This window comes from Bacillus cereus group sp. MYBK222-1 (assembly GCF_051916425.1).
Lineage (GTDB): Bacteria > Bacillota > Bacilli > Bacillales > Bacillaceae_G > Bacillus_A > Bacillus_A paranthracis.
Genome location: NZ_JBQAGP010000001.1, coordinates 1,221,308 through 1,242,176, shown reverse-complemented (window position 1 = coordinate 1,242,176; position 20,869 = coordinate 1,221,308). Strand labels below are relative to the sequence as shown.

Here is a 20,869-nt window from a genome sequence, read left to right as displayed (position 1 = left end):
AGAAGCTGGAGAGTATGTAAGGGAAACTTAGTTAGATAGTATAAAGTCCTTTTAATCAATAGAAAATAGCGGCTTTTGTATAAATCACTTTATTATATGTGTAGTTGTATGATTTAGATGTTATATATTCTTATCATGTAAAAATCTCATTGGAATTTCAATATTAGAAAGGTGAAAAGTAAGTTTTTTCAGAAAAAACAAATTAAGTCCTTGACTTTATAATTGGATTTTTAATACAATTATATTTCGACTGAAAAATTAGAACGGACAGGAGGGAATCATCAAATGAACAACATTTTTGAAGAAGAGTTACAAAAAATGAAAGATACATTACGTACGATGGATGATCAATTAGAACAGCTTGAAAAAATTCCAGTTTATTACGGCGATGATTTTAAAGAGCAAATTCTTGAAAGTATGAGGGAGTCTAATAGACAAAACTTACGTATTGGGGTACAAGAACCGTACTTTGGTAGATTAGATTTTCAAGAGGATGGCAAGGAAGAAGTTATGCCGATTTACATCGGTAAAGTTGGTGTTTCAGATAAAGATACGATGAAGCCAATTGTAATTGATTGGCGGGCACCTGTCGCAAGTATGTTTTATTCATTTACCGGCGGTGATGAACTAGCATTTTATCAATCGCCAGATGGATTAGTAGAAGGTGATGTTTATTTAAAGCGAAATATCTCTATTCGAAAAAGAGAATTAGAACGTGTTGTTGATACATATGTAAAAGGAAATGAAGATGTCTCGCATGCCGATGATTTTCTTCTATATCGATTAGGTGAGAATAAAGATAATAAACTAAAGGATATTGTTTCGACGATACAATCGGAGCAAAATGATATTATTCGTGCGGAAAGAAACTTGCCATTATTAATTCAAGGGGTTGCAGGGAGCGGTAAAACAACGATCGCTTTACATCGCCTTGCTTTTTTAATTTATGAATATCGTGAGCAACTAGAAGCTGAAAGAATGATTGTATTCGCTCCGAATAGTCTGTTTTTAGACTATATTTCGAGTGTGCTTCCTGAATTAGGTGTTGGGAATATTAGTCAAACAACATTTCCGGACTGGGCATTACGTACGTTAGATGATTCGGTGAAACTGAAGCAGACAGAAGAAAAGTTGAAAGAAGCATTTTCTATTAATCGTGATGAAAAAAAGGTTATGCTTGGTAAATTGAAAGGTACGCTAGAATTTAAGTCCTTTATTGAAGAGCAAATGGTTCAATTTGAAAAAGAACTAGTGCCAACAAGTAATTTTGAGGCATGGGATAAAGCTGTTATTCCAGTGGAAGATATAAAAAAATGGATGCAAGTTGAGTATAAACATTATCCATTAAAGAAAAGAAGAGAACGTTTAGTTGGCCGAATGAAGCGCTGGATTGAAATTGAACTAAAAAAGTATGGCGAAACAAACGAGAAGAAATTATTAAAAAAAGAAGCGACAAAGAGATTGAACAGTTATATGAAGTTTTGGCCGAAAATGAGCTCGCTTTCAATATATAGTTCAATATTGAAAAGCAAAGAAATACTCGAAGTATTACCCGAGGAACTTGTGAAAGAAACTGAGAAGAGTTGTCGTAAAAAAGAAGTGTATGTAGAAGATTTACCCGCTTTAATTTACATACATCATCGCATAACAGGTATTGAAATCGGGCAGAAATTTCATCACGTCGTTATTGATGAAGCGCAAGATTTCTCACCATTCCAAGTTTATGTATTAAAAGAAATTACATTAGGTAATTCTTTCACTATATTAGGTGATTTATCTCAAGCGATTTATGATTACCAAGGGATTGAAGATTGGAGTGCGTTTAAGGAAGTATTCCAAGAAACAGGCTATTATGAACTGACGAGGAGCTATCGTTCTACAAAAGAAATTATTGAATTTGCGAACGAAATAATTAAAAACGCCGAGATTCCAGTAGGGCTTGCGACACCAGTTTTTCGTAGTGGTGAAGAGGTCAAAGTAATTCAAGCAGAAGATCAATTTAATGAGATTATGAAGACGTTAAAACATTTACAAAATGATGATGTGAAAACAATTGCGGTAATAGGAAGAACAGACGATGAATGTCGCGATATATATGAGAAATTAACAAAGGCAGGAGTAGCTGTAAACGCCATTGAAGCAGATCAAAGTAAATATGAAGGTGGTATTTCAGTAGTACCTGTATACTTGGCAAAAGGGCTAGAATTTGACGCTGTGCTACTCATTGATGTTGATGAAGAACATTACAAAAATACAAAACACGATGCGAAGTTACTATATGTCGGATGTACGAGATCACTTCATGATTTATGGATTTTCCATAGTGGGGAAGCATCACCTTTAATTAACGGATTAAAATAAAAATGAAACGCAAGAGGCTTTTCTAGTAACAAAAAGAAGGACCTCTTGTTTTTCCATATAAAGGTTCGGGGAGAGAATAACAATGATTACAAAAGTAATAACGAAAAGAAATTGGGAAATCGCAAAGATAAAGGGAGAAATTAATGAAGCCTCATTAAAAGAAGAGGGATTTATTCATTGTTCGTTTTTTGAACAAGCTTTAAAAGTCGCAGAAAAACATTTTAGTCATGAAGAAGAAGTTTTATTACTAACAATTGATCTAACTCTGTTAAAAGCAGAAATAAAATATGAACTTGCTTCTAACGGCCAAGAATATCCGCATGTTTACGGAGCAATTAATATAGATGCAATTATAGATGTTGTTCCATTGCTTAAGGAAAACGGGGAATTTATATTACCAGAGTTACAAAGGTAAGCGTGTTACAAGTAAATAATTTAGTTAGAAAAGCACAAATCATATAGTTTGTGCTTTTCATTATCCGTTTTTTGGTAAAATATTGTTGTTTTTGTCACACTAATACTGTACGATACATAGTATAAAACATATACTGTATGACATATAGTAATGAAAATGAGGTGAACACATGGATGCTTTATTAAATTCATTAATTACTGAACTAAGAAGAGGTACATTAACATTAGCGGTTTTAAGCCAATTAAGAACGCCGCAGTATGGATATTCACTTGTCCAATTATTAGAGAAATCAGGAATCGTAATCGATCAAAGTACTTTATATCCACTACTTCGCCGGTTAGAAAAGCAAGAGCTAGTGACGAGTAGTTGGGATAAAACAGAGAGTAGACCTCGTAAATATTATGTTTTAACTGAATACGGATTAGAAATATTCCAGCAGTTGAGAAAGGAATGGATAAAGGATTCAAAAAAACTTTATAACTTATTAAAGGAGGAGGACAAGAATGAATTTGATTGATATTTATGTCGAGGAAGTAGCGAAGAGATTACCTGAAAAAAATCGTGAAGATATTATTCTTGAGCTACGGTCAACAATTGAGGATATGTTGCCTGATGATTATAATGAAGATGATGAAAAAAGGGTTCTTGAAAAATTGGGGAGTCCGGTTTCATTAGCTAATGGATATTTGGATAGACCGATGCATTTAATTGGACCGCGTTATTTTGATGTATATACGACATTATTAAAAATGATCATTCCAATTGCAGTTGTTATTGCACTCATTGCAATGGTTGCAGAAAATTTTTTAAGTTATACTGGTGATCAAGCAGTATTAAATGTTATTTTACAAGTAATAGGTAAAGGCATTGGAGAAATTTTTGAAGTAGCCCTCCATGTATTTTTCTGGTTAACACTCGTATTTGCTATTTTAGAAAGAACGGATAAAAACAAAGATACCGAGCCGTTGACGACAAGTTTAAAAAAGTGGACGCCAGATGATTTGAAAAACATTTCGTACATTCCGAAGAAAAAAGCAATCTCCAAGTTTGAAGTTTTTGGAGGGTTAATGTGGACGGCAATATGGGGTACACTTTATTTTTATGCGAATCATCTCGTTGGCGTATACAGTGGTACGGGAAGTGGATTGAAGTTTGTCGCGCCAACGTTTAATCAAGATGTGTTACTTCAGTATTGGCCAATCGTTGTGATGATAATTGTTTTTGAAATAGCGATATCTCTTTATAAATTAGTACAGGGACAATGGACAAAAAGATTGGCAATCGGGAATGCTATTCTCCAAATAGCTGGAACGATAGTATTCATTATAATTGTAGTAAATCCGCACATATTTACCGATGGATTTATTACGTTTGTGGCAAATGTGTTCACTATTTCTCCGGAAGAACTTAAAAAGTGGCTAATTAGTGGGGGTATTCTCATTTACGTTTTATCTGCTGCATTAAACATTTATGATGGCTTTCGAAAAGCTAGTGTTCGTGTAACAAATAGGTAGTTAAAAAGAGAACGTATATGAAAGGAAGAAAACGATGATAAGGGAAGCAACGGAAAAAGATGTAATATACATTTTAGATATTTATAATGATGCGATACTGAATACAACTGCTGTATATACGTATAAACCCGTAACCCTTGAAAATAGAATAGATTGGTATGAACAAAAAAAGGCTGATGGTTATCCGATTTTTGTATACGAACTAGATAATAAAGTAGTAGGATTTGCGACATTCGGTCCGTTTAGAGCTTGGCCTGCCTACAAATATTCAATTGAGCATTCTGTGTATGTTGATAAGGAATATAGAAAATGTGGGATTGGAACTTCTTTGATGAGAGCATTGATCACAATTGCAAAAGAAAGAGAATATATGACTTTAATTGCTGGAATTGATGCGGAAAACGAGAAAAGTATTGCCTTACATGAAAACTATGGATTTGTTCATGCAGGGACGATTAAAAAGGCTGGGTATAAGTTTAATAAATGGCTAGATTTAGCTTTTTATCAATTGGAGCTTAATGGTCCTAAAAATCCTTTAGAAGAATAGAAAATTAGTATCTTAGGTAGCATGGAGTTATTCATGCTACCTTTTTCTTATTGTAATCATAAGAATGCTTATCTAAAAAAGGGATTTCATATTATATATTGAATTATTAAAAAATAATATAACGTTTGGAAAAGAGGCTGGGAAATGGAAACTGTCATTCAAAAAATGAAAGAGATACAATCTGATCATGTTGGAATAGCTATTTATTCTACAAAAAATAATCGCATAGTTGCTTCATATAATAGTGAATTAAATATTCCGTTAGCATCGGCAGCAAAAGTAACAATAGGATTTGTAGTAGCGCAGATGGTGAAGGAAAATAAATGTAATTGGCATGATATACTTCATCATGTTAAATTTAATCCAAATGAAGATAGTGCGCAGTTGTATCCACATTTACAAGGAAGAAGGACTTTAACACTTGGTAAAGCAGTAGAAGTGATGATAGCATGTCATGATAGTTACGTTGCACAGTCAGTTGTAATGTACTGTGGTGGATGGGATGCTGTGAAAATGTATGCCCAAACGTACTTTTCAAAAATTTATATACAAGAGGACGCTAGAGATGAGAAAAATGTTGGAGAATTAAATGAAGTTCTTTCACTTTTAGTACATATTTTTCAGGGTTATAAGTCAGAAGCAGAATTATGGGAACCAATTATTAGCGGCATGGTAAGACAGCAAGGTGAATATGAAGGAATACATTCATATCACTTAGCTCATATGACAGGTGGGCTATCTTCAGCTGCAATAAATATTGGTATAATAGGAATATTTAACGAATTCCCGTTTCTTTATGTTATTGGGGGAAAAGATTTACCTAATCGACTTGAAAATAAAGAGGTAGATGAAGCTTTTGTGGTAGCTTTGAAGTACATATACAAAGAATATAGTCAAAGTATGCTAGGAGTGAGTAATTGAAAAGAAACTTAAAGACATCAACAATCATTATGTTAATTGTAACGATTATTGCTCTTGAAGTGGGTATCGCACTATACGATCACAATTTGTCATTAGATACTATTTATTTTGCAGCGATCCTCATTTGTATTGTATTACTTTTTGGTACACGTGTTTCTGAGAAGAAAGAGAGACGAAAAAAAACAGCTCTTTTATTTTGGCCATCTATTTTACTATCTATTGCTTCTTTTGCAGTTATAAGTTATATAAGAATAGGCTATGTCTCTGTACCAGGGATAATTGGTTTTTCATGCTTTGTTACATATGGTGGATTCTTATTTATTAGTATTTTAAAGAGGAAAAGTAAAAATTAAAGATAACTTACTAAGTTGAAAGGAAGGAATATATGAAACACATAGAGAATGGTACTCGCGCTGAAGGAGAATACATAAAAAATAAAGTCATTCAATATAACATGTCTATTTTAACTGATGAAGCAAAACAGCCGATGGAACAAGTAAGTTTTGTTGTGAAAGATGAGGCTGGGAAAATCTTTGGCGGCGTAACAGGTACGATGTATTTTTATCATCTTCATATAGATTTTTTATGGGTTGATGATTCAGTTCGTCATGATGGTTATGGTAGTCAACTATTACATAAAATTGAAGATATTGCGAAGGAAAAAGGTTGTAGATTAATATTATTAGATTCATTTAGTTTTCAAGCACCAGAATTTTATAAAAAGCATGGCTACCGAGAATATGGTGTTGTTGAAGATCATCCGAAAGGGCATAGTCAACACTTTTTAGAGAAGAGGTTATAGTATTCGTGTTTTGCGAGAAAAGTGTTTTTTAAAAGCATCGCCAATAAGGCGATGCTTTTTTTAGTTTATAGAAACTAATCCATCTGATGCAATTATGCGAAGAAATAGTTCGATTCGTATTACAAGGATTTTCTTTTTTTACTATTCAAATAGCTTATTCATTAAATCTTGTATTTCACGTCTTCTTTTATCTGTTTCATCCTTATCAATTGTATACGTATCATCCTCTATTATAAGAACATCACCCTCTTTTGCAGTGGAAGGGAGTTTGGATTTAGGTACATCAATTGTTACGTTATTCACTTCAATAACTGCTAGTTCGCCTTCAAAACGGTCAATAATACCTCTCTTCATAATTATCTCTCCGTTCTTACAGAAATGTTAGAACCATCACTAGTAATAATTACAGTTCCATTTAAATCAGTTCTATATACTTTAACAGACATTGCATTTAACTTTGCTAAAGTTTCCTGAGTAGGATGGCCATATCGGTTACCTGCACCTGCACTGATTACAGCGATACTTGGTTTCACTGCATCTAAAAATGGCTGAGAAGAAGATGTCTTACTTCCGTGATGGCCAGGTTTTAATACATCGGATTTTAGGCCGGAACCATACGTTGCAACCATATCTTTTTCACCTTTAGATTCAGCATCACCAGTAAATAAGAAAGATTTGCTGCCATGTGTTACTTTTAATACAGCACTCCACTCATTTAGATCGTTACCGTATTCTTTAACAGGAGCTAAAAATTGTGAGTTTAAACCATTGATTGGTAAAGTTACTCCAGACTTCGCTTCTTTAATAGTTAACCTTTTGTTAGCTACTGCAGTTAAAAAGTCTTGAAACGTTTGTGTCGTATGGCTTACTTTAGGTGCGTAAACGTTTTTTACATTCATAGCATAAAGTACTTCATCCAATCCACCTACATGATCGGCATCAGGATGAGTAGCAATCATATAATCGATAGTTTGGAATCCTAATCCTTTTAAATAATTTGCTACTACTTTACCTTTTCCGTTGTTACCACCGTCAATAAGGATTGTTTCGCCACTTGGAGATTTAATAAAAGTAGCATCACCTTGTCCTACATCAATATAATGAACTTCTAACTCTCCTTTAGGCTTAGGAAGAGCCGGACGGAAACTAGGCTCTAATACACGAGCTAAAAATGCGGCGAACTGTTCACGAGTTACTTTTACGTCTGGACCAAATGTACCATCAGGAAACCCAGCTGTAATATTATTTTGAGCTAAAATTTTGACAAAATTGTAACCCCAATGAGTAGATGGAACATCAGGGAAATTGACGTCTGCACCTGTAGGTTGCAAATTAAAAGTTTTAACTAAAACTACTGCCATTTCTGCACGAGTTAATGAACGGTCAGGGAAATAGTTTGTTTCACGTTGTACAATGTTATTATGTGCTAACTTATGTACAGAATCATAGTAATAGATACTTTTGGCTACATCGGAAAAAATATGATTATAGCTAGATGGTTTTTCTAATTTTAATGATAAATCTAGCATTAAGGCCATTTGTCCACGAGTTACATCATCACCCGGTTTAAAAGTTCCTTCTGGCGTACCATTAATGATACCTTTATCTGATAAATAGTTAATTTCCTTAATTGCCCAATGATTAGATTGGACATCTGGGAAAGCTTTAGCACTTGTAAGATTTGGAATGAACAATGTTAAAATCATGACAAATGCTGTTAATAATAAACTAAACTTTTTCAAAAAATCGCCTCACTTAATGTATTTTTTACCTTATTAACTTTACCATTTATTACAAGTAATTCAAAGTTTAATAAGTAAATATTTTATTAGTTGTTTTGTATTTCCATAAATTCGTTAATTTGAAATAATCTAACTTAATAGAGGGGATAGGAAAGGTATTAGAGAATTGTTTATATTGCAATTGTAAAATCCATATTATAAATTTATAAAATCATTTATAATAATTTATATCATGTTAAATGGGAGAAAGAAAATGTATACATATAAATTACAAGATGAGAAACCAATCTGTTCAGAAAAATTAAAGAGGCTTTACGATTCTGTCGGTTGGTGGCCAGAAAGAAAAGAAATCGATATTCAAAAAATGTTAAAAAATAGTATAGCAATTGGGGTATGGAAAGAAAATGAGTTAATTGGTTTTGCTAGAGTTGTTTCAGATGGTGTTTTTCGAGCGTGCTTAGAAGATGTTGTTGTGCATGAGAGTGTAAGGAATAAAGGTATTGGAGAGAAGATGCTTACAATGTTACTTGAAGAAATATCTCATATCGATATTGTGAGCTTATTTTGTGGAGAGAAGCTTATAAAGTTTTATGGTCAAAAACAATTTCAAGCGACGAAACAAATTGTGATGCATCGTAATCAAATAGTGAAAGAATAAGGGGAGAATTAGAATGAATGCAACAAGGGAATATTGTTTATCGAAAAGAAAAGCGACAGAAGATTCACCAGATGGTTGGAATGCAACGTGTATGAGGCTTAATAATAAAATATTTGCGATATTGAACCATGAAGAAGGCGAAAAAGCGGCAATAACATTAAAATGTGATCCAGAACTTGCGCTAAGATTAAGAGAAGAGTATCCAGAAACAATCATTCCGGGTTATCATATGAATAAAAAACATTGGAATACGGTGTATATACATAAAGATGTGGAACAGGTGCAAATTAATAAGATGATTGATTGGTCGTATGATTTAGTTCTACAATCATTTTCAAAGAGAAAGCAGCAAGAGTTATTAGATTAATATGTATAAGGGGTGGATGTATTGAAAGACACGATCAAAGATACATATGATAAATTAGCGAGTACATATAAAGAAAATCTAGATGTGGCAAATCCATATAACAGCTATTATGAAAGACCAGCGATGATGGAGATGGTTCCAAAGAAATTAGAAGGGAAGAGTATACTAGATGCTGGATGTGCAGCTGGATGGTATACTTCTCAACTTGTAGAAAGAGGAGCAAATGTTACTGCAATTGACGTAAGTTATGAAATGGTAAAAGCTGCAAAGGAAAGTATGGGGGATAAAGCAACGTTTCTTTGTCATGACTTGCAAGATATATTGCCATTTGAAGACAATACTTTTGATGTAATTGTAAGTTCGTTAACTCTTCATTACTTACAAAATTGGAATCAAGTATTTCAGGAGTTTCGTCGAGTACTGAAGCCAGGTGGAGAATTTATATACTCCATTCATCATCCTTTTATGGACTTTACAAAGTTTACTTGTAAAAATTATTTCGAAAAACAATTATTAGTAGATACTTGGGTTAAACCAAACATTACAATTGAAGTTGAATTTTTTAGAAGGTCACTTCAAGATATTATTAATGAAACAACAAATTATTTTATGTTAGAAAAAATGGTTGAACCGAGGCCAGTTGAAAAGATGAAAGAAGTAAATGAAAACTCTTATTACTATTTAAATACAAATCCACATTTTCTTATTGTTAAAGCAGTTAATAAATAGCTAGTAAAATGATTATATTTTACTAGCTATTTTGCAGTTATAAATGATGAATTAGGGGTTTTGAAATGAATACGAAACGAAATAGATTACTATACGCAATGTTTACAATCCTTGTTATTATTTTAGGGCTTAGTTCAAGAAAATTTGCTTTTGCGCTGCCGGCTCTATTAAATGATTATTTAGGTGATGCTTTATGGGCGTTAATGATTTTCATTGGATTTGGATTTTTATTTCCTAAAATAGAAATGAAGAAATTGGCTTTTATTAGTTTAATGTTTTGCTACGGGATTGAAGTGAGCCAATTGTATCATGCTGAATGGATAGATAGTATTCGTGCAACGACTTTAGGTGGACTCGTATTAGGTTATGGATTTTTGTGGAGTGATTTAGTTGCTTATACAATTGGTGTTGGGGTAGGATTTCTTTTTGAGTTTATATTAAGGACGAATAAGCGATTTTAAATGGAGGTATTTATTATGGAGGATATATTAGAAATTGTGAATTTTTGGTTTGAAGATAAAGATGTCACAGCTACTGAAATAAAAGCAAACGTAACAAAGATTCATTGTAATAATAAATCCTATATTTTGAAGGAAAAGGGATCGATAAATGAAAAAAGTTATATTAATAGGTTCTGGTGGTTCAGGGAAGTCTACATTAGCAAGGCAGTTAGGCAATAAATTAAATATTAAAGTACATCATCTTGATGCACTATTTTGGAAACCGAATTGGGAAGGAGTACCGAAAGAAGAGCAAAGAACGGTTCAGAATGAATTAGTGAAAGAAGATGAGTGGATTATTGATGGGAATTATGGCGGGACAATGGACATAAGAATGAACGCAGCTGATACAATTATTTTTCTTGATATTCATAGAACAATATGTGTTTATCGTGCTTTTAAAAGAGTTATACAATATCGGAATAAAACAAGACCAGATATGGGCGCGGGATGTAAGGAAAGATTTGATTTACAATTTTTTAAATGGATATGGGAATATCCTAAGACGAAGCGACCTACAATTTTAAAGAAGTTAAATCAATTGAGTAAGGATAAAGATGTTATTATTTTAAAATCTACAAATGAAGTAAGACTATTTTTAGAGAAGTACAGTGCTATAAATGGTTAGATTATAAAAAGAAATAACCTGGGGGTATAGAATTGGATAGATTTATTAGGCTAGTTGATTCTAATATGGTGAAAATTCCAGCAGGAAAAGTAGAATTAAGAGATGATCGAATAAAGAAAGAATGGAAAGCCCAAGTTAATTCGTTTCTTCTTGCAAAGTATGTTGTAACGATGGAATTATATGATGCGATTACGAATCATACATCAAATTTATCCAAAGATAAAAACAAACCAGTTGTAATTTACATAGATGACCTTGGATTTAGGCTCGCTAAGTCCATTTAGAAAAATTATAAGAGCAAAATAATATAGATAAGATTTAAAGTAAGGAGTGTTTTAAGTGGCACGTGTTTTATTCATTAATGCTGGATCAGAAGGACATATAAATCCAACGTTGCAAGTTGTAGAAGAATTAGTTTCGCGTGGGGAAGAGGTAGTTTATTTTTCGATAGAAGCTTTCAGAGAACGTATTGAAAAAACAGGGGCTATTGTAAGAACAATTGACGACCAAAGGTTTATAAAAGCATTTCTTTCCGGTGGCCGAAATTATTTGCAGGAAAGAATAAATGGCCTTCTACATACAGCAGATGTTATTATACCAAGTGTTCTTGAACAAATTGAAGGAGAACATTTTGATTATATGATTCATGATTCGATGTTTGGCTGTGGCCGTATAATTGCTCAAATTTTAAAGCTTCCGGCAATAAATTCCTGTACATCTTTTGCACAAGATGAAAAATCATTTCAACAAATGTTAGATCACTTGTCTAAAAGTATCCCAGTGAAAGTTCAGGAGAGGATACATAATGATTTTGAAAGATTAACTAAGGAGGTTGCGGAAAAGTATAGTGTTGAAATAAACTCACCATATGAAGTTTTCTGTAATCCAGCGTCACTTACTATTGTATATACAATAAAAGAGTTCCAGCCTTTTGGAGATATGTTTAATGAAACATTTAAATTTGTAGGTCCATCCGTCCCTGCACAAGTAAAAAATGAAGACTTTGATTTTACTTCAATTGAAGAAAAAAGCCCGATTTACATTTCGCTAGGCACTGTTTTTAATGAAGCGCTTGATTTTTATAAACTTTGTATGAAGGCGTTCGAGAATAGCGAGCATACTATTGTAATGTCTATTGGTAATAAAACGAACATAAGTGATTTAGGTGAAATTCCTAAAAACTTCATTGTGAAAAACTATGTACCACAAACGAAACTACTTGCATATACAAAGTTGTTTATTACACATGGTGGAATGAACAGTACACATGAAGGGCTATATAACGGGATTCCACTCATTGTAATTCCGCAAAGTGCAGATCAGCCAGTAATCGCAAAGCAAGTGGAGAATCTAGGAGCTGGGATTAAGTTATCTATGAAAGAATTAACTGTAGAACAACTACGTGAAAGTGTAGAACTTGTATTAAATAATCCATCATATAAAGAAGTTGCATGGAATTTGAAGGAATCTTTCCTGAAATCTGGTGGCTATCAGGAAGCTGCTGATGAGATTTTTACATTTATAGGTCAATAATAAATAGAAAATTATACATGAGAAGAGTGTCTATATGAAATGATATAGACACTCTTTTTTTATATGAAGCGGAGAATTCGTTGTTTTGAAATGTTAAATATTCTGTTTTGCAAATTCGGACCATAGTTTTACGTGTTACTAATGCTTTCATCATTTCTGCACAACTTCTGCACATACTTTGATGATTTCTATGTCATGATATATTCATCAAGTGAAATATTTCACAAGAAATGAAATATATTTTCACTGCGGTGTATGCATAACACACACATACATCGTTACAAGATTGTCTCTTGTTATTCTTTTACATCGAAGCCCACATTACACTACGAATTATAACAAGAAGGGGACAGGAACATGAAGAATCAATTTTTAAAACAACTACAAAACATGAAAATGAACAAAAAAAGTCTAGGAGCTGTTGCATTAACAGCTGGAATTATTGGCACGACACTTATTCCTCAAAACGCATACGCGCACGGTTTTGTTGAAAAGCCGAGCAGCCGATCTGCTTTATGTAGTCCAACTTATGGTGCACTAAATGTAAACTGCGGAAGTGTTATGTATGAACCACAAAGTTTGGAAGCTCCAAAAGGGTTCCCGCAAACTGGCCCAGTTGATGGTCAAATCGCTTCTGCAGGTGGTAAGTTTGGTGGTATTTTAGATCAACAAACTGCCGATCGTTGGTTTAAAAATACAATTACAGGCGGGGAAAATACATTTACGTGGAAATATACAGCGCCTCACTTAACGAGCAAATGGCATTACTATATTACAAAAAAAGGATGGAATCCAAATAAAGCGCTCACAAGAGCAGATTTTGAACCAATTGGAACTGTGCAACATGATGGTTCTGCAGCCTCAAATCATTTAACTCACAAAATCAATGTACCTACTGATAGAAGTGGGTATCATGTAATTTTAGCAGTATGGGATGTAGCTGATACAGCAAATGCATTTTATAATGTAATTGATGTTAATCTCATCAATGACGTAAAACCAGACACAGAAGCTCCAAGCATTCCAAATAGAATTCAGGCACAAAAAGTAACAGCGAATAGTATAGAACTAGCATGGACCGCTTCTACGGATAATGTAGGGGTAAAAGGGTATCAAATCTTCCGTAACGGAGAGATGATTGATACAGTACCAGGAACTCATTTTATTGATAAAAAATTACAACCAAGTACAGAATACTCTTATACTATAAAAGCAATTGACGCAGCTGGAAATGTATCGAAAGAAAGTGCAACGCTTACAGTGAAAACAACAGTTGAGGCTCCTGATACAGAAGCACCAACACAACCAAAAGGATTACATAGTATGGGAACGACAGCGTCAAGTGTGGATCTAATGTGGAGTCCTTCTGACGATAATATTGGTGTAGACCATTACGATATTTATAGAGAAACAAAAGGATCAATGGAAAAAATTGCAACATCCAATACGACTTCTTATATGGATAAATATTTACTCTCTAATACTACTTATAAATATGTAGTGAAAGCTGTTGATGTAGCTGGAAATGAATCTGTACAGAGTGATATATTCATAATTACTACAAAAACTGAAAGCGTTTCATATGAAGAATGGGATGCAAAGAAAGCATATGAAAAGGGAGATAAAGTTCTACACGAGGGAAAAGTATATGAAGCAGTCCAAAGTTATAAAGGAAATGGGGATCCAAACTGGATTTATGCCTTATCATTATGGAAAACAGTGTAAGCTTTACCTTGGTATGAACTAAGAGATAATGGGCTTTGATGCAAAAGGACATTTTGAGAATTCATTTTTCTATAAATAAAAAAGGGCAGTATATGAATACGTAAAGTAGTTTCATATACTGCCTTTTTTATTATGATAACATTTTCGTCATAAGTATATGCGGAATGCCATCTTCCATAAATACATCAGAAGAGGTTTGATAACCTAGTTTTTTATAAAATCCTTCAGCCTGTGTTTGACCGTGTAGTTTTACTTTTGTAGATTCTTTTTCACGAGCAATTTCTTCTAACGTTTGAATAATTACTTTTCCTAAACCGTATTTACGATAGTCTTTTAAAATACAAATACGTTCTAATTTTCCAGTTCCATCAACAAATCGTATGCGACCTGTACCAACAGGAAGCTCGTTATAATAAACTAAAATATGTTTACATTTCTCTCCGATTTCATCGAATGTATCGAATTCATCTTCAAGAGGGACATTTTGTTCTTTTACAAATACTTCTCTTCTAATATGAAAGGCAGTTTCTAAATCTGTAAGTTCTGTTATGAGTTTGGAGTGCAAATTGTTCAATCCTTTCTAGTGTGATGTGCTTTTGTTTTCATAGTATATCATAATGTTACGTAATAACGAGAAAATATAAAAAAGCTGACTGTAAGAGTCAGCGTTCATTATAATTCCTGTATCCCGTTTTTTGTTCCAATAATCGCCTTACTAGTCATATTAACAAACAATCCGGTTTCAACTACACCAGTAATCATTTTTAATCTTTTGTGTAAATCGGAAGGAGTAGGTATATGATTAGGGAATATACAATCGATAATCATGTTATTATTATCGGTTATAAACGTTTCATTATTTTTTAAGCGTAACGTTGTTTGACATCCTAAAGATTGAATTTTACTTTCGGTTTGTTTCCATGCAAAAGGTATGATTTCAATAGGTAATGGAAAAGTCCCTAAACGTGTCACAACTTTTGATTCATCAACGATAATGATAAGTTCTTTCGAGGAGGAGGCTACAATTTTCTCGCGAAGTAATGCACCACCGCCTCCTTTAATAAGCTGTAAATTAGAATCAATTTCATCAGCACCATCAATTGTAAGATCAAGACTTTGTACGTCGTTTAACGAAATCAACGGAATATTTAGCTGCTGTGCCAATGCTTCCGTTTCCTTTGATGTCGGGACAGATTGAATTGATAATCCCTCTTTTACACGTTGACCTAATTTTTGTATCGTCCAGTATGCGGTTGATCCTGTACCAAGACCAATCTTCATACCATCTTTTACGAAGGTTGCAGCATATTCACCAGCTATCTGTTTTAAATCCATCGCTTTACTCCGCCGGACGTGGTCCAGCATCAAGACCTGAACTTTCAACTGTAAGTACTGGACGAACGACTATATCCTTATGTACACGCATTTGACAAGATAATCGTAAATGATCTTCAATTCCTTTTTCTGTCATCGCATTTTTTTCATTCGCACTCGCTTCACAAAAATCACCGGCTATAATTTCTACTCTACAAGTTGTGCAACGTGCTTTTCCGCCGCAACGATGGAGTATGTTTACACCGTTATCTTCAATTGCTAATACTAATTTTGTTCCTTCTTTTACATCAAAAGTTCCCGCACCTTCAATTGTTAATTTTGGCAAATTTGTTCCTCCTCACGTAAAATTGTACATAACATATTTATGACCGCGAATTATTGAACATAAACATAATTTTTTTATATGCCCCGTAACTTTTTTATTTGTTGAATCGTTAATTAAGTAAGCGCTGAAAAGGAGTGGTTATTTTGTGCACAAAAGTAACTCATATTTTGAAAAATCATATCGATATGAATCATTCAAATATAACTTTTTTAATTGAGCAATACGGAGAGTTGAAAAGATACTGTACATTTTTAACGAAAAATAAATGGGATGGCGAAGATCTTGCCCAAGAAACAGTTTGTAAAGTACTTCAAAAATATAGTAATAAAGATATTTGTATGACGCTCGTATATAAAATAGCTAGAAATCGTTGGTTAGATCAAATAAAGTCAAAATCAGTTCATGAAAAAATAAGAGACCAAATTACTTTTGAAGAACCACATGAAAAAATTGCAGATTTGCATGAAATGGTAGGGAAAGTGTTATCTTCATTAACTGTACAGCAATCCGCAATTTTATTATTAAAAGATGTTTTTCAATATAGTATCGCTGATATTGCTAAAGTATGTTCCGTATCGGAAGGGGCAGTAAAAGCTTCTTTGTTTCGGAGTAGAAATAGGTTGAAAACTGTAAGTGAAGAAGGGATAGAGATAGTTGAATTCACAGACGATATGGAAGTTGTAGTAACGTCTATTCGAGAAGAGAGACCGGAATTATTAACGAAACTGCTTCCGACAATAGATTTTACTAAGTTACCATCTAAACAGCCAGTCTTATTATTTAATGTGAAACAACCTTCTTCCTACAGTTGTATGCTTTTAGCAGCATAACAATTATTGGAGGGATTTAAAATGAATGCAATTCCATATGTTGTAGAACAAACGAAATTAGGAGAACGTTCCTATGATATATACTCAAGGTTATTAAAAGACCGTATTGTTATTATCGGTTCAGAAATAAATGATCAAGTAGCGAGTAGTGTCGTAGCTCAATTATTATTTTTAGAAGCAGAAGATGCAGAGAAAGATATATTTTTATACATTAATAGCCCAGGCGGATCAACGACAGCAGGTTTTGCCATATTGGATACGATGAATTTAATCAAACCAGACGTGCAAACGCTATGCATGGGCTTTGCAGCATCATTTGGTGCATTGCTATTATTATCAGGTGCAAAAGGAAAACGGTTTGCACTCCCAAATAGTGAAATTATGATTCATCAGCCGCTTGGTGGTGCAAAAGGGCAAGCAACGGAAATTGAAATCACAGCAAAAAGAATTTTAAAGTTAAAACATGATATTAATAAAATGATTGCAGAAAAAACAGGGCAACCGATTGAAAGAGTAGCACATGATACAGAAAGAGATTATTTTATGACTGCAGAAGAAGCGAAGGCATATGGGATTGTAGATGATGTTGTTACGAAAAAATAGCAGAAAGCAGGCTAGAGAGTAAAGTATATTCTCTAGCCTGTTTTATTAATCTTTTATCCATTCATCGACTAACGCTTGATTCTTTTTAATCCATTTTCGCGCCGCTTCTTCGGAATCTTTCGTTTTATTTAACTCAACCATTAATGTACCAAGCTGTTCATCGTTCATTTTCCATTTATCAAAGTATTTTATGATATCCGGATGATCTTTTTCGAAACCTTTACGAACGGAGTAATAAATGTCATCTTTTTCACCATATACTTTCTTAGGGTCTTTTAAATATTTTAAGTCAAATTCTGAAAAACCCCAATGTGGATTCCAAAGCGTAACAGCGATTGGTTTCTTTTTCGTATATGCTTTTTTTAGTTCACTCATCAAAGCAGCTTCAGAAGACTGGACAAGTTTTAGCTTTATATCATATTCCTTCATCGCTTTATTCGTTAAATTCATAAGACTGCTGCCAGGTTCAATTCCGACAATTTTATTATCTAGTTCATCTTTATGTGCATTTAGATCTTCAATGCTGTTTATGTTTTTCACATAAGAAGGGACAACTAAACCTAGTCCGGTTCCTTCATACCATTTTGATTTTAAGACAATATCATCTTTATAACGATCATTTAGTGGTTTATCCGTAACGGGTAGCCATACTTCTAAATTAGCATCAACATCACCGCGAGCAACACCAGTCCAAATTGCCGCTTTTTCTAAATACATGAGTTCAACTTTGTAGCCTTTTTGTTCTAGTAGTACCTTCCACATATTTGCAGTTGCAATGTTTTCTTTCCAACTTGTTACACCTAGTTTAATTTTTCCTTTCGAATTTGCATTTGTTGCATTACATGAAGAGAAAATCATAGTAATAAATAATGCAAGGCATATGAGCCATATTTTCTTTCTCATTAAAAACCTCCTAAGAAACGTTTGCTTTTTAAATAAATGTATAAGTAAGCATTCTTATTATGAACGGAAAAAAGAATTTTAAAGAAATCTTATAAATGTTATTTTTATGTAATATTTCTTTGCAAAATCGCAACACTATGTGAATAGATGGGTAGAAAAGGAGTAGTGACATGGATAATACAAAGGTACGTGTTGAAAACGTAACAAAAGTATTTGGGAAACACCCGCAAAGAGCGCTTACCTTATTAAAAGAGGGAAAAAGTAAATCGGAAATTTTGAAAGAGACAGGAATGAACGTTGGCGTAAAAAAGGCGACGTTCGAAGTATATACGGGAGAAATTTTCGTTATTATGGGATTGTCTGGTAGCGGGAAATCGACATTAGTTCGTATGTTAAACCAACTGATTAGACCAACAGCGGGGCATATATACATAGATGGAGAGGATATCGCAACGATGGGAAAAGAAGAGTTGCGAAGAGTGAGAAGAACGAAGATGAGCATGGTGTTTCAGAAATTCGCTCTATTCCCTCATCGTACCGTTTTGCAAAATGTTGCATATGGGTTGGAAATACAAGGAGTTCCAGTAGAGGAACGAGAGAGAAAAGCGTTAGAGTCCTTGAAGTTAGTTGGACTTGATCATCATAAAGATAATTATCCAAGTCAACTGAGTGGTGGTATGCAACAGCGTGTCGGCATTGCGAGAGCGCTTACGAATAATCCGGATGTTTTACTTATGGATGAGTCATTTAGTGCATTAGATCCACTGATTCGAAAAGAAATGCAAGATGAACTGTTAGAATTACAAGATAAAATGGAAAAAACAATTATTTTTATTACGCATGATTTAGATGAAGCCCTTCGAATTGGTGATCGAATTGCGTTAATGAAAGATGGAGAAGTTGTCCAAATTGGAACGCCAGAAGAAATTATGATGAGTCCTGCGAATGAATTTGTAGAGAAATTCGTGGCGGATGTGAATTTAGGAAAAGTAATAACGGCGGAATCTATATTAAAACGACCAGAGACGTTATTAATTGACCGTGGACCACGTGTAGCACTTCAAATTATGAGAAATGCCGGCGTTTCTACAGTGTATGTTGTTAACAAAAAATATGAGTTTTTAGGAATATTAACGGCAGATGATGCGAGTAAAGCAGTACAAAAGCAATGGCCGATTGCTGATTTATTACTTACCGATATTCCGCACGTGTATTTAGATACTTTACTGGAAGAAACTTATGCGAAAATGGCGGAGATGAAATATCCGTTACCAGTAATTGATGAGAAGAAAAGGCTAAGAGGAATTATTAAACGTGAAAGTGTCATTCAAGCTCTTGCAGGTAATATTGAAGAAGAGGTGAAAGACGATGAATAGTATACCACGTATTCCTTTAGGGGAATGGGTCGACTCATTTGTTGCAAGTTTATATGAGCACTTTGAAGGCTTATTCCGAGGATTCTCTTATATTATCGGCGGATTCGTTGATTTACTCACTAATTTTTTAACAATAATACCGGCTATATTGATGATTATTATTTTGTGTTTCCTCATTTGGTACACAACGAGAAAAGTATCTTTAGTTATTTTTACACTCATCGGATTATTATTTATTTTGAATATTAACTACTGGGCACAAACGATGCAAACATTATCACTCGTACTTACTTCCGTTATTATTTCAATTATTGTCGGAATTCCAATTGGGATATTAGCATCTCAAAATGAGCGTTTCTCAAAATTTTTAAAACCAACGTTAGATTTTATGCAAACAATGCCGGCTTTCGTATATCTTATTCCCGCGATTACATTTTTCGGAGTAGGTGTAGTACCCGGGATTATTGCATCAGTAATCTTTGCAATGCCACCGACAATTCGTTTTACTGATTTAGGAATTAGACAAGTTCCAGAAGATTTAATTGAAGCAGCGAATGCATTTGGCTCAACCGCATCACAAAAATTATTTAAAGTACAATTACCACTCGCAACTGGAACGATCATGGCTGGTGTGAACCAAAGTATTATGCTCTCTTTATCAATGGTAGTAACAGCATCGCTTGTAGGAGCTCCAGGTCTTGGAGTTGATGTATACCGCTCTGTGACACAAGTTAATATCGGGATGGGATTTGAAGCGGGACTAGCCATTGTTGTCATTGCGATTATATTAGATCGTATTACACAAGGATTTCACCAAAAAAGAAGATAACAAGAAAACACACTTTATTATACAAAGTGTGTTTTTTGTTTGAATAGATTATATTCGAACGATAACAGAACCGTCAGCTGACGCAAAAACTTGTTTTTTTATTTCATTGATTTAATTCTTCGATGAATAACGATATGTTTGTTTAACAGCGACTTGAAAATCTCTTCTTAAGAAGAGGATTATGTGGTGGAAAAGTATAAGTAATAAAGTACATTTTTTGGAAATT

General features: G+C 33.7%; 25 protein-coding genes and 2 pseudogenes. 21 read left to right on the top strand and 6 right to left on the bottom strand.

Features of this window, described 5'->3' with window-relative positions:
• Nucleotides 1-285 precede the first annotated feature (285 nt).
• The 8 genes from ACTFR9_RS06395 (at nucleotide 286) to ACTFR9_RS06360 (ending at nucleotide 6,560) form a co-directional block, all read left to right on the top strand.
• Nucleotides 286-2,361 carry a HelD family protein gene (locus tag ACTFR9_RS06395; protein ID WP_229136308.1) on the top strand — a complete coding sequence of 692 codons (2,076 nt, stop codon included), beginning with the start codon at nucleotides 286-288 and terminating at the stop codon, nucleotides 2,359-2,361.
• A gap of 82 nt (nucleotides 2,362-2,443) precedes the next feature.
• Entirely contained in the window at nucleotides 2,444-2,776 is a 333-nt protein-coding gene (locus ACTFR9_RS06390; protein ID WP_000629057.1) for a DUF952 domain-containing protein, read from the top strand.
• Nucleotides 2,777-2,945: 169 nt separating this feature from the next.
• A complete protein-coding gene (locus ACTFR9_RS06385; protein ID WP_000339350.1) occupies nucleotides 2,946-3,293 on the top strand; it encodes a PadR family transcriptional regulator in 348 nt (115 codons plus the stop codon).
• Entirely contained in the window at nucleotides 3,280-4,290 is a 1,011-nt protein-coding gene (locus ACTFR9_RS06380) for an HAAS signaling domain-containing protein (RefSeq protein ID WP_001048850.1), read from the top strand. Before ACTFR9_RS06385 ends, ACTFR9_RS06380 begins: the two co-directional genes overlap by 14 nt.
• A 34-nt stretch (nucleotides 4,291-4,324) precedes the next feature.
• Complete coding sequence (locus ACTFR9_RS06375) at nucleotides 4,325-4,837, top strand: GNAT family N-acetyltransferase (protein ID WP_000617502.1); 513 nt, start codon at nucleotides 4,325-4,327, stop codon at nucleotides 4,835-4,837.
• Nucleotides 4,838-4,981: 144 nt separating this feature from the next.
• Entirely contained in the window at nucleotides 4,982-5,758 is a 777-nt protein-coding gene (locus ACTFR9_RS06370) for a serine hydrolase (protein WP_000450765.1), read from the top strand.
• Nucleotides 5,755-6,111 (top strand): hypothetical protein, encoded by a 357-nt coding sequence (locus ACTFR9_RS06365; protein ID WP_000828020.1) that lies wholly within the window; start codon nucleotides 5,755-5,757, stop codon nucleotides 6,109-6,111. Before ACTFR9_RS06370 ends, ACTFR9_RS06365 begins: the two co-directional genes overlap by 4 nt.
• Before the next feature lie 32 nt (nucleotides 6,112-6,143).
• On the top strand, nucleotides 6,144-6,560 hold the full coding sequence (locus tag ACTFR9_RS06360; RefSeq protein WP_000680403.1) for a GNAT family N-acetyltransferase: 417 nt from the start codon (nucleotides 6,144-6,146) through the stop codon (nucleotides 6,558-6,560).
• A gap of 141 nt (nucleotides 6,561-6,701) precedes the next feature.
• On the opposite strand, the gene ACTFR9_RS06355 is transcribed toward ACTFR9_RS06360, so the two are convergent.
• Both ACTFR9_RS06355 and ACTFR9_RS06350 read right to left on the bottom strand, forming a co-directional pair.
• Nucleotides 6,702-6,914: a DUF3006 domain-containing protein gene (locus ACTFR9_RS06355; protein ID WP_000820164.1), complete on the bottom strand. Its 213-nt coding sequence runs from the start codon at nucleotides 6,912-6,914 to the stop codon at nucleotides 6,702-6,704.
• Nucleotides 6,915-6,916: 2 nt separating this feature from the next.
• A complete protein-coding gene (locus ACTFR9_RS06350; protein ID WP_229136309.1) occupies nucleotides 6,917-8,302 on the bottom strand; it encodes an S-layer homology domain-containing protein in 1,386 nt (461 codons plus the stop codon).
• Between the two features lie 253 nt (nucleotides 8,303-8,555).
• Between ACTFR9_RS06350 and ACTFR9_RS06345 the strand changes: the two genes are divergently transcribed.
• From ACTFR9_RS06345 to ACTFR9_RS06305, 9 genes and pseudogenes are all read left to right on the top strand, one after another.
• Nucleotides 8,556-8,960: a GNAT family N-acetyltransferase gene (locus tag ACTFR9_RS06345; RefSeq protein ID WP_229136310.1), complete on the top strand. Its 405-nt coding sequence runs from the start codon at nucleotides 8,556-8,558 to the stop codon at nucleotides 8,958-8,960.
• Between the two features lie 13 nt (nucleotides 8,961-8,973).
• Nucleotides 8,974-9,327, top strand: coding sequence for an MmcQ/YjbR family DNA-binding protein (locus tag ACTFR9_RS06340; protein ID WP_000994635.1), 354 nt, complete (start codon nucleotides 8,974-8,976; stop codon nucleotides 9,325-9,327).
• 21 nt (nucleotides 9,328-9,348) lie between these two features.
• Nucleotides 9,349-10,056 (top strand): class I SAM-dependent methyltransferase, encoded by a 708-nt coding sequence (locus tag ACTFR9_RS06335; protein ID WP_440048959.1) that lies wholly within the window; start codon nucleotides 9,349-9,351, stop codon nucleotides 10,054-10,056.
• Nucleotides 10,057-10,121: 65 nt separating this feature from the next.
• Complete coding sequence (locus ACTFR9_RS06330; RefSeq protein ID WP_074533289.1) at nucleotides 10,122-10,517, top strand: DUF2809 domain-containing protein; 396 nt, start codon at nucleotides 10,122-10,124, stop codon at nucleotides 10,515-10,517.
• 15 nt (nucleotides 10,518-10,532) lie between these two features.
• Nucleotides 10,533-10,670 (top strand): annotated as a pseudogene (locus ACTFR9_RS06325) (aminoglycoside phosphotransferase); the annotation flags it as partial.
• The gene (locus ACTFR9_RS06320) at nucleotides 10,666-11,184 is read left to right on the top strand and encodes a DNA topology modulation protein (RefSeq protein WP_000755804.1); all 519 of its coding nucleotides are present in this window, start codon (nucleotides 10,666-10,668) and stop codon (nucleotides 11,182-11,184) included. The pseudogene ACTFR9_RS06325 and the gene ACTFR9_RS06320, both read left to right, overlap by 5 nt.
• Nucleotides 11,185-11,216: 32 nt before the next feature.
• A pseudogene (locus ACTFR9_RS06315) lies at nucleotides 11,217-11,423 on the top strand (hypothetical protein); the annotation flags it as partial.
• A gap of 100 nt (nucleotides 11,424-11,523) precedes the next feature.
• Nucleotides 11,524-12,717 carry a macrolide family glycosyltransferase gene (locus ACTFR9_RS06310; RefSeq protein WP_000124899.1) on the top strand — a complete coding sequence of 398 codons (1,194 nt, stop codon included), beginning with the start codon at nucleotides 11,524-11,526 and terminating at the stop codon, nucleotides 12,715-12,717.
• Between the two features lie 357 nt (nucleotides 12,718-13,074).
• Nucleotides 13,075-14,442: a lytic polysaccharide monooxygenase gene (locus ACTFR9_RS06305; protein WP_000795733.1), complete on the top strand. Its 1,368-nt coding sequence runs from the start codon at nucleotides 13,075-13,077 to the stop codon at nucleotides 14,440-14,442.
• A 130-nt stretch (nucleotides 14,443-14,572) separates the two neighbouring features.
• On the opposite strand, the gene ACTFR9_RS06300 is transcribed toward ACTFR9_RS06305, so the two are convergent.
• From ACTFR9_RS06300 to ACTFR9_RS06290, 3 genes are all read right to left on the bottom strand, one after another.
• Nucleotides 14,573-15,007: a GNAT family N-acetyltransferase gene (locus tag ACTFR9_RS06300; RefSeq protein WP_000555724.1), complete on the bottom strand. Its 435-nt coding sequence runs from the start codon at nucleotides 15,005-15,007 to the stop codon at nucleotides 14,573-14,575.
• Between the two features lie 107 nt (nucleotides 15,008-15,114).
• Nucleotides 15,115-15,777 carry a ribose 5-phosphate isomerase A gene (gene rpiA, locus ACTFR9_RS06295; RefSeq protein WP_229136311.1) on the bottom strand — a complete coding sequence of 221 codons (663 nt, stop codon included), beginning with the start codon at nucleotides 15,775-15,777 and terminating at the stop codon, nucleotides 15,115-15,117.
• A gap of 4 nt (nucleotides 15,778-15,781) precedes the next feature.
• Nucleotides 15,782-16,102: a 2Fe-2S iron-sulfur cluster-binding protein gene (locus ACTFR9_RS06290; protein ID WP_001125380.1), complete on the bottom strand. Its 321-nt coding sequence runs from the start codon at nucleotides 16,100-16,102 to the stop codon at nucleotides 15,782-15,784.
• 143 nt (nucleotides 16,103-16,245) lie between these two features.
• Here ACTFR9_RS06290 and ACTFR9_RS06285 point away from each other — a divergent pair, with 143 nt between their 5' ends.
• Both ACTFR9_RS06285 and clpP read left to right on the top strand, forming a co-directional pair.
• Nucleotides 16,246-16,932 carry an RNA polymerase subunit sigma-70 gene (locus tag ACTFR9_RS06285; RefSeq protein WP_000337498.1) on the top strand — a complete coding sequence of 229 codons (687 nt, stop codon included), beginning with the start codon at nucleotides 16,246-16,248 and terminating at the stop codon, nucleotides 16,930-16,932.
• A 21-nt stretch (nucleotides 16,933-16,953) separates the two neighbouring features.
• Nucleotides 16,954-17,535: an ATP-dependent Clp endopeptidase proteolytic subunit ClpP gene (clpP, locus tag ACTFR9_RS06280; protein WP_061184506.1), complete on the top strand. Its 582-nt coding sequence runs from the start codon at nucleotides 16,954-16,956 to the stop codon at nucleotides 17,533-17,535.
• Between the two features lie 45 nt (nucleotides 17,536-17,580).
• Here clpP and ACTFR9_RS06275 read toward each other — a convergent pair whose 3' ends face one another.
• Nucleotides 17,581-18,438, bottom strand: coding sequence for a glycine betaine ABC transporter substrate-binding protein (locus tag ACTFR9_RS06275; protein WP_001227647.1), 858 nt, complete (start codon nucleotides 18,436-18,438; stop codon nucleotides 17,581-17,583).
• A gap of 170 nt (nucleotides 18,439-18,608) precedes the next feature.
• Between ACTFR9_RS06275 and ACTFR9_RS06270 the strand changes: the two genes are divergently transcribed.
• On the top strand, nucleotides 18,609-19,814 hold the full coding sequence (locus ACTFR9_RS06270; protein WP_000370624.1) for a quaternary amine ABC transporter ATP-binding protein: 1,206 nt from the start codon (nucleotides 18,609-18,611) through the stop codon (nucleotides 19,812-19,814).
• Complete coding sequence (locus ACTFR9_RS06265; protein ID WP_001084764.1) at nucleotides 19,807-20,643, top strand: ABC transporter permease; 837 nt, start codon at nucleotides 19,807-19,809, stop codon at nucleotides 20,641-20,643. Before ACTFR9_RS06270 ends, ACTFR9_RS06265 begins: the two co-directional genes overlap by 8 nt.
• The last annotated feature ends 226 nt before the right edge of the window (nucleotides 20,644-20,869 follow it).

Coding starts and splice junctions, on each gene's coding strand:
- ACTFR9_RS06395 (WP_229136308.1), top strand. CDS start 286: ATGAACAACATTTTTGAAGAAGAGTTACAAAAAATGAAAGATACATTA.
- ACTFR9_RS06390 (WP_000629057.1), top strand. CDS start 2,444: ATGATTACAAAAGTAATAACGAAAAGAAATTGGGAAATCGCAAAGATA.
- ACTFR9_RS06385 (WP_000339350.1), top strand. CDS start 2,946: ATGGATGCTTTATTAAATTCATTAATTACTGAACTAAGAAGAGGTACA.
- ACTFR9_RS06380 (WP_001048850.1), top strand. CDS start 3,280: ATGAATTTGATTGATATTTATGTCGAGGAAGTAGCGAAGAGATTACCT.
- ACTFR9_RS06375 (WP_000617502.1), top strand. CDS start 4,325: ATGATAAGGGAAGCAACGGAAAAAGATGTAATATACATTTTAGATATT.
- ACTFR9_RS06370 (WP_000450765.1), top strand. CDS start 4,982: ATGGAAACTGTCATTCAAAAAATGAAAGAGATACAATCTGATCATGTT.
- ACTFR9_RS06360 (WP_000680403.1), top strand. CDS start 6,144: ATGAAACACATAGAGAATGGTACTCGCGCTGAAGGAGAATACATAAAA.
- ACTFR9_RS06355 (WP_000820164.1), bottom strand. CDS start 6,914: ATGAAGAGAGGTATTATTGACCGTTTTGAAGGCGAACTAGCAGTTATT.
- ACTFR9_RS06345 (WP_229136310.1), top strand. CDS start 8,556: ATGTATACATATAAATTACAAGATGAGAAACCAATCTGTTCAGAAAAA.
- ACTFR9_RS06340 (WP_000994635.1), top strand. CDS start 8,974: ATGAATGCAACAAGGGAATATTGTTTATCGAAAAGAAAAGCGACAGAA.
- ACTFR9_RS06330 (WP_074533289.1), top strand. CDS start 10,122: ATGAATACGAAACGAAATAGATTACTATACGCAATGTTTACAATCCTT.
- ACTFR9_RS06320 (WP_000755804.1), top strand. CDS start 10,666: ATGAAAAAAGTTATATTAATAGGTTCTGGTGGTTCAGGGAAGTCTACA.
- ACTFR9_RS06305 (WP_000795733.1), top strand. CDS start 13,075: ATGAAGAATCAATTTTTAAAACAACTACAAAACATGAAAATGAACAAA.
- rpiA (WP_229136311.1), bottom strand. CDS start 15,777: ATGGATTTAAAACAGATAGCTGGTGAATATGCTGCAACCTTCGTAAAA.
- clpP (WP_061184506.1), top strand. CDS start 16,954: ATGAATGCAATTCCATATGTTGTAGAACAAACGAAATTAGGAGAACGT.
- ACTFR9_RS06275 (WP_001227647.1), bottom strand. CDS start 18,438: ATGAGAAAGAAAATATGGCTCATATGCCTTGCATTATTTATTACTATG.
- ACTFR9_RS06270 (WP_000370624.1), top strand. CDS start 18,609: ATGGATAATACAAAGGTACGTGTTGAAAACGTAACAAAAGTATTTGGG.
- ACTFR9_RS06265 (WP_001084764.1), top strand. CDS start 19,807: ATGAATAGTATACCACGTATTCCTTTAGGGGAATGGGTCGACTCATTT.